This is a genomic window from Oscillospiraceae bacterium (assembly GCA_031265355.1).
In the GTDB taxonomy this organism is placed as follows: Bacteria; Bacillota; Clostridia; order Oscillospirales; family UBA929; genus JAIRTA01.
Window position 1 is genome coordinate 86,986 of record JAISCT010000069.1, and the last position, 6,176, is coordinate 93,161.

The 6,176-nt window shown below is 59.2% G+C and carries 6 protein-coding genes and 1 riboswitch; of the genes, 3 read left to right on the plus strand and 3 right to left on the minus strand.

Features of this window, described 5'->3' with window-relative positions:
- Positions 1–294: 294 nt before the first annotated feature.
- Positions 295–393: riboswitch (cyclic di-GMP riboswitch) on the plus strand.
- Between the two features lie 116 nt (positions 394–509).
- Positions 510–1,433 carry a transglutaminase domain-containing protein gene (locus LBK75_10620; protein ID MDR1158733.1) on the plus strand — a complete coding sequence of 308 codons (924 nt, stop codon included), beginning with the start codon at positions 510–512 and terminating at the stop codon, positions 1,431–1,433.
- On the opposite strand, the gene LBK75_10625 is transcribed toward LBK75_10620, so the two are convergent.
- Entirely contained in the window at positions 1,390–1,632 is a 243-nt protein-coding gene (locus tag LBK75_10625) for a hypothetical protein (GenBank protein ID MDR1158734.1), read from the minus strand. The genes LBK75_10620 and LBK75_10625 overlap by 44 nt on opposite strands.
- A gap of 128 nt (positions 1,633–1,760) precedes the next feature.
- Between LBK75_10625 and LBK75_10630 the strand changes: the two genes are divergently transcribed.
- Positions 1,761–3,005 (plus strand): CapA family protein, encoded by a 1,245-nt coding sequence (locus LBK75_10630; GenBank protein MDR1158735.1) that lies wholly within the window; start codon positions 1,761–1,763, stop codon positions 3,003–3,005.
- A 67-nt stretch (positions 3,006–3,072) separates the two neighbouring features.
- On the opposite strand, the gene LBK75_10635 is transcribed toward LBK75_10630, so the two are convergent.
- Both LBK75_10635 and LBK75_10640 read right to left on the minus strand, forming a co-directional pair.
- Entirely contained in the window at positions 3,073–3,951 is an 879-nt protein-coding gene (locus LBK75_10635) for a hypothetical protein (GenBank protein MDR1158736.1), read from the minus strand.
- 158 nt (positions 3,952–4,109) lie between these two features.
- Entirely contained in the window at positions 4,110–4,451 is a 342-nt protein-coding gene (locus LBK75_10640; protein ID MDR1158737.1) for a carboxypeptidase-like regulatory domain-containing protein, read from the minus strand.
- 196 nt (positions 4,452–4,647) lie between these two features.
- On the opposite strand from LBK75_10640, the gene proS reads away from it, so the two are divergent.
- Entirely contained in the window at positions 4,648–6,084 is a 1,437-nt protein-coding gene (gene proS / locus LBK75_10645; protein MDR1158738.1) for a proline--tRNA ligase, read from the plus strand.
- Positions 6,085–6,176: the final 92 nt, after the last annotated feature.

Genomic DNA, 6,176 nt, shown 5'->3' on the forward strand with positions numbered 1-6,176 from the left:
CGGCACCCCCGCCGTCCATACAAAAGCGCTCATATTTTAACATAAACGGCGGGGGTTTGACAAGTGGGCGCCTCTAATAACTCCCGCCGGATGCGGCGCGGGGCGGGAGAAAGGGGCGGATACCGCCGCCGCAGCCGGGCGCGGGCTATTTTTGGGGGCCGGCCATCCCTTCTGTCGCAAGGATTACAAGGTTTTTAAAAAAAGCGGCGCGAAAAAAGTCAAAATTTTTTCGCAAAAAGGTGTTGACAAATCGCGCCAATGCCGTTATACTAAAACCGTAAAGTGAATCGAGTCTCATCGAAAAGGCAAAGCTGTCGAAAGGCAGTGACGCAAAACTATAGGGCCTGATGCTTCCGGTCTTGTGCCGGGGGGAAATGGTAGCCAGTTGCCGAAAGAGAAATAGAGGAACACTCTTTCTTGCCGGCACGGGTAGGAAAAGGTGTTTTTTTGTTTTTCTTCCATGCCTTTCGGAAAACTTGTTACACGGACAAACCCGAGAGGAGAGATCTATGAAACGCGCAGTTATGTTTTTTGTCTTGCTGGCATTGCTCATCCCCTTCGCCAGCCTGTCCGCCCCCTCCGTCCTCGCGGCGGAAGCCAATGGAAGCGGAACTGCATCCCAGATCCTCAAAGGAAGCAAATCCGAGATCGACGCCACCAACAAGAACGACGGCTATGTCAAGGTCCGCTATCTAAATGAGACCTCCAAGAAGATCAAAGTCAGAATCAACAAGCTGGACGCGAGCGGCCGGGAAGGCACCGAGTACACCTATGATCTGTCCGGCAAAGGGGTGGCGGAGACATTCTCCTTCCAGAGCGGAAACGGAAAATACCGGATCAAAGTCTTGGAAAACATTGAGGGCACCAAGTATTCCGTGGCCCAGACCGAGACGGTGGACGTCTCTCTGAAAGACGAATACGCGCCGTTCCTCATTCCCATCCAACACATCAACTACCAGAGCACTTCCAAGGCTGTCCTCAAAGCGAAGGAACTGACCAAAGACGCCAAGACGGAGCTCGAAAAGGTACAGCTTATCTACCGCTTCATCGTCAACCACATTGTCTATGACAAGCAAAAGGCCCAGCTGGTTATCGACGGCAAGCTGAGTGGATATATCCCCTCCGTCGACACCGTACTGGCCGACAGAAAGGGCATCTGTTTCGACTACTCCTCGCTGATGGGCGCTATGCTCCGCAGTCTGAATATTCCGACCAAGCTGATTATGGGGTACGTAGCCCCCAACAACGCCTACCACGCCTGGAATGAGGTCTATATCAAAGGCGAGGGCTGGATCAAGATCAATAGCTCCATCTATTTCGACGGAGAGAACTGGTCCCGGATGGATTCCACCTTCGCCGCCGGCAACAAGAGCGGCAAGCAGACTGAATTCATCGGCAACGGCAAAAATTATTCGAAAAAGTACGAGTACTGATCCCGGGTATCAGGGAGATCCTCCCTTTACCATATACCCTTTCTCTTCCTTCTTCTTTTCTTTTTCTTCTTCTTTCTTCTTCTTCTCTTTTTCCTTTCTTCTTCTTTTCTTTTTCTTCTTCTTTCTCTTCTTCTCTTTTTCGCTTTTCTCTATTCTTTTTCTTTATCTTATACCCATCTTCTGACAGGGCAAAGGGCACGGGGGACCGTGTCCTTTGCCCCCTTTTTTGGGTGCGCGGGGGTCCGCCCCATTGTGAGAGGCACCCTAGCATGCTATAATGAGGTCATCGACGCGCATGTTCGCATCGCGCAAAGGAGGGTTACGCCCATGCGGATGGGAAGAAAGTGCCTCTGTCTTCTTCTGCTGCTCCTGTCGCTCACCGGCTGCACCGGCCCGGCGGAGACAACGCCCGACCCCGCGCCGCCGCCCACCGACCCCGTCGAAACGCCTGTACCCGCACCGACCCCTCCTACGCCCACGCCGTCTCCGCCCGACCTGTCCACCCGCGACTTTAAGATCCAGATGGCGGGGGATATCCTGTTACACAAAGGGCCTGTGAAAGCCGCCGCCGCCGGCGACACCTACGACTTCACGCCGTTTTTCTCCGAGATCGCGCCGTTTGTCGACGGCGACCTCGCGATCTGCAACATGGAGTCGCCCGTAGACGCCTTCGGCGGCAATCAAAACATCTCGTCCTACCCCATGTTCAACGTGCCCTTCGAAATCCTGCCTGCCCTGCGCAGCGCGGGCTTCAATTTCCTGCTGACGGCCAACAACCACGCGTTTGACAAACGGTGGGACGGCCTTACCGCCACCCGCCGCAACATCGAAAAGGCCGGTCTTCGCTTCACCGGCACCTACGAGACACAGGCGCAGTACGACGCCCACACCCTCGTGGACCTCGGCGGGCTGACGGTGGGGATTCTTAACTACTCCGACGCCGACAACGGCATGGGCGCGGCGCTCCCCGCCGAAAAACTGCCCTTTGCCATGCGCCGTTTCACCACCGCCTCCACCGAGAGCGTCCCGGCTATGTCGGAGGAGATTCAGGCGCTGCGGGCGGCGGGCGCGGAATTTGTAATCGCGGCGCTGCATTGGGGCGCCGAATACCGGGACGCGCCGAACGACGTACAGGAGGAAATCGCCGCGCGCCTGTGCGACGCGGGCGCCGACGTGATTTTGGGCGGGCACTCCCACTGCGTCCAGCCGGCCCGCTGGCATGAGACGCCGGACGGACGCTCCTGCTTGATTCTTTATTCGCTCGGCAACTTCTTTGCCGACCAGATTGCGCTGAAGCCGCCCCTGCCCAAGACGCAGTACGGCATGCTCGTCAGCCTCACCATCGGGAAGGATGAAACCGGGCAGCTCCGCTGGGGCTTCGTAGACTATCTGCCCACGCTGACATACCGCTACGCGGGTGAGAGCGGCCGAACCGACTACCGGCTCATCCCCGCCTGCGTACCGGCGTCCGTCCCGGAGGGCGCGCGCGCCGGCGCGCAGGCCGCTTTCGACCATGTCGCCGGTATCGTCGGCGAGGCTCTCCCCGTCATGCACCCAGAGTCCGGCGTATGACAGCGCCCTCCCTGTATGCCAGAGAGGGCGCCCGCAGCAAACCAAGAAACATTGCCGACACATTCGCTCACAGCTCTCCGCCGCTCACAGCTTCCTCCGCGGCGGGCGCCGCCGCTCGGCTGGCCGCGGCGCGCTGGGCGATCTTGTGGCCCCGCAGCACATACACCGCCGCCAGCAGGTGGATTGTGGCGTACAGGAAGCGGAAGAACTGCGCCCAGTCCGCGCTGCCCTCCACCGGCCACACCCCCCAGAACACATAGGACAAAATGGGGCCGAGCACGGTGATACACGAGAAAAACGCGCCCATGACGCAGTACAGAAGGGTCTGCGACGTGTGGGGCATGTCGAAGAAGAACCCCGCCATCGAGTAGAGGGCCAGCACGATGAACACGATGGCAAGGATCTCATAGGTGTAGCTCAGTAAAATCGGGTTGGCGGAATTCGCGGCGAACTCCATGATCAGCCAAAAACAGGACCAGAAGACCGGCACCGTCATGTAGAAACCGTAGGCCTTGTCAACCACGCCGCGCAGCGTCATGCGCATCAGCATCATCATGCAAAGCCCGGTGAACACCGTCAGCAGAGAGAACACAAGGAGCGAGAGCGGCGCCCCCGCGGTATCTGTGAGCTGAGCATACCGGTTGATGTCCAAATAGGCCGAGACAAGGAGCGCCGCCACGGCCAGGATGTCGGCGGTCAGATAGGTCGGCGTATGCCGGGCGGAGGCCACGCGCTCTCCGGTTGGCTTGGATTTCACGCGGGTGAGCGGCAGCATGATAAGGAAAAACACGACAGACACGGCGATCAGCCCCAGAGACGCCGGATGGCCGGGACTCATCACGCCAAGTTCCGGGTCCCAGGCGAGCTGAAGCTCCAGCGCCCTGAGCCCCCCGGCGGCGAACCCGAAGAACAATGTGATGAGGATATACACAAACGGACGACGCAAACAGATACCCCCCTCGCACGCGGGCGGATACGCCGCCTTCGTGCTTGACTTAAATCAAGTGACCCGGCGCCTACAAACATGATGAGAGGCACCCGACCGAAGTTATCATATCACGTCCGAAGGGGCTTGGCAACGAAAATCCAAAAAAATCACAGCCGTCACGCTTCCGCCGCCGCCGGCTCCGGCCCTTCCGCGACGATCTCCAGTTCCCGCAGCTTGACGGCGTTTTTATAGACCTTGACCAGGTATAGCCGCCCGGCCGTCAGCGGACCGAATACAAACTGGCCTGCGTCGTCTGTGAATGTCTGCCCGACCGGCGCGGGGTCGTCGTGGCCGCCGGCCGCCAGCAGCATGACCAGGGCGTCGACAATCGGCCGGCCGTCGTGCGTCTCCCGCACCACGCCGTGAATCGACGAACGCCGATCCGGCTCCAGATGCACCGCGGTTTCCACCCGTTCGCCTTCGCCGGGGCGAAAGTAAAATTTGGTAAATGCGCTCATCCCCATCCCCTCCCCTCCGAGACCCAGCTGGCGCTCTGAACCATTCTATGCCCCCGCGGCCCCGGTGTGAGCCCGCCTTGACAAGCACACCGAGAACGCATACAATCAAGATAGTATACGCGCAAAACAGCACACAAGGTTCATTCGGTGTCCTTGTCTCAAACACCGTAAATCCATTTGGTAGAGGAAGTCGGTCATGGCTACAGAGAAAAAAGTGGAACAGATCACAGCCCGAGACGTCGATTTTGCCCAGTGGTATACGGACGTCGTCAAAAAAGCTGAACTCATTGACTACTCCAGCGTGAAGGGCTGTGTGATCCTGCGGCCATATGCCTACGCGCTCTGGGAGAACATCCAGCGCACGCTGGACGGCATGTTCAAAGAGACAGGCCACGAAAACGTCTCTATGCCGCTTTTTATCCCCGAATCGCTGCTCCAAAAGGAGAAGGACCATGTCGAGGGCTTCGCCCCCGAGGTGGCGTGGATCACACACGGCGGCGGTGAGCTTCTGACGGAGCGCCTGTGCGTGCGCCCGACTTCCGAAGTGCTCTTCTGTGAGCATTACGCCCACATCATCCAGTCTTGGCGCGATTTGCCGAAGCTCTACAACCAGTGGTGCAGTGTCGTGCGGTGGGAAAAGACCACGCGCCCCTTTCTCAGGAGCCGCGAATTCTGGTGGCAGGAGGGGCATACGATTCACGCCACCCGCGAAGAGGCCGAGGAAGAGACGCTCCGGATGCTGAACGTCTACGCGACGTTTGCCGAGGAGAGCCTCGCCATGCCGGTTGTGAAAGGCCAAAAGACCGCGTCGGAGCGCTTCGCCGGCGCCGAAAACACCTACACAATCGAGTGTATGATGCATGACGGCCAGGCGCTGCAGTCGGGGACCTCCCATTTCTTTGGAGACGGCTTCGCCCGCGCTTTCAACATCCAGTTCACCGACCGAAACAACACGCTGCAGTACCCGTTTCAGACCTCTTGGGGGCTCTCCACCCGGATCATCGGCGGCATCATCATGACCCACGGCGACGACAATGGGCTGATTCTGCCGCCGCGCATCGCGCCGGTGCAGGTCGCGGTGATCCCCGTGGCAGCCCACAAGCCGGGCGTTCTTGAGGCGGCCCGGGCGCTGCTCGCGCGACTGCACTCGGCGGGGCTGCGCGCCCGGCTGGACGACAGCGACCAGAGCCCCGGCTGGAAGTTTGCCGAACACGAGATGAAGGGCGTGCCGCTGCGCGTCGAATTGGGCCCGCGCGATCTCGCGGAAAACCAGTGTGTGCTGGCACGCCGGGACACCGGCGCGAAACAGGCGGCGCCTCTGGAGGGAACGGACTTGGCCGCGGCGGCCCTGCTGGAGGAGATTCAGGCGCATCTGCTGAGGGCCGCGCGGACAAACCTGCAGGAGCGCACCCATACGGCCGCCTCGCTGGAAGAGATGCGGCACATCGCCCAAACCGAGGGCGGCTTTGTGAAGACCATGTGGTGCGGCAGCGGCGCCTGCGAAGAGAAGGTTCGGGAAGTCACCGGCATGAAATCCCGCTGTATTCCCTTTGTCCAAGAACTCCTTGGCGACACATGCGCCTGCTGCGGCGCCAAGACGGACACCATGATCTATTGGGGTTTCCAATATTAGCCAATTTCGGCTTTTCGAATGTTTGAACATTAAAACACTGGTTTTTTGTACGAGCGCCGCATATTTGGCCACATTTTTTTGAAAAAGTTTCG

Excerpts from the sequence above, each read along its gene's own strand:
- LBK75_10620 (MDR1158733.1), top strand. The coding sequence starts at position 510 with ATGAAACGCGCAGTTATGTTTTTTGTCTTGCTGGCATTGCTCATCCCC.
- LBK75_10630 (MDR1158735.1), top strand. The coding sequence starts at position 1,761 with ATGCGGATGGGAAGAAAGTGCCTCTGTCTTCTTCTGCTGCTCCTGTCG.
- LBK75_10640 (MDR1158737.1), bottom strand. The coding sequence starts at position 4,451 with ATGAGCGCATTTACCAAATTTTACTTTCGCCCCGGCGAAGGCGAACGG.
- proS (MDR1158738.1), top strand. The coding sequence starts at position 4,648 with ATGGCTACAGAGAAAAAAGTGGAACAGATCACAGCCCGAGACGTCGAT.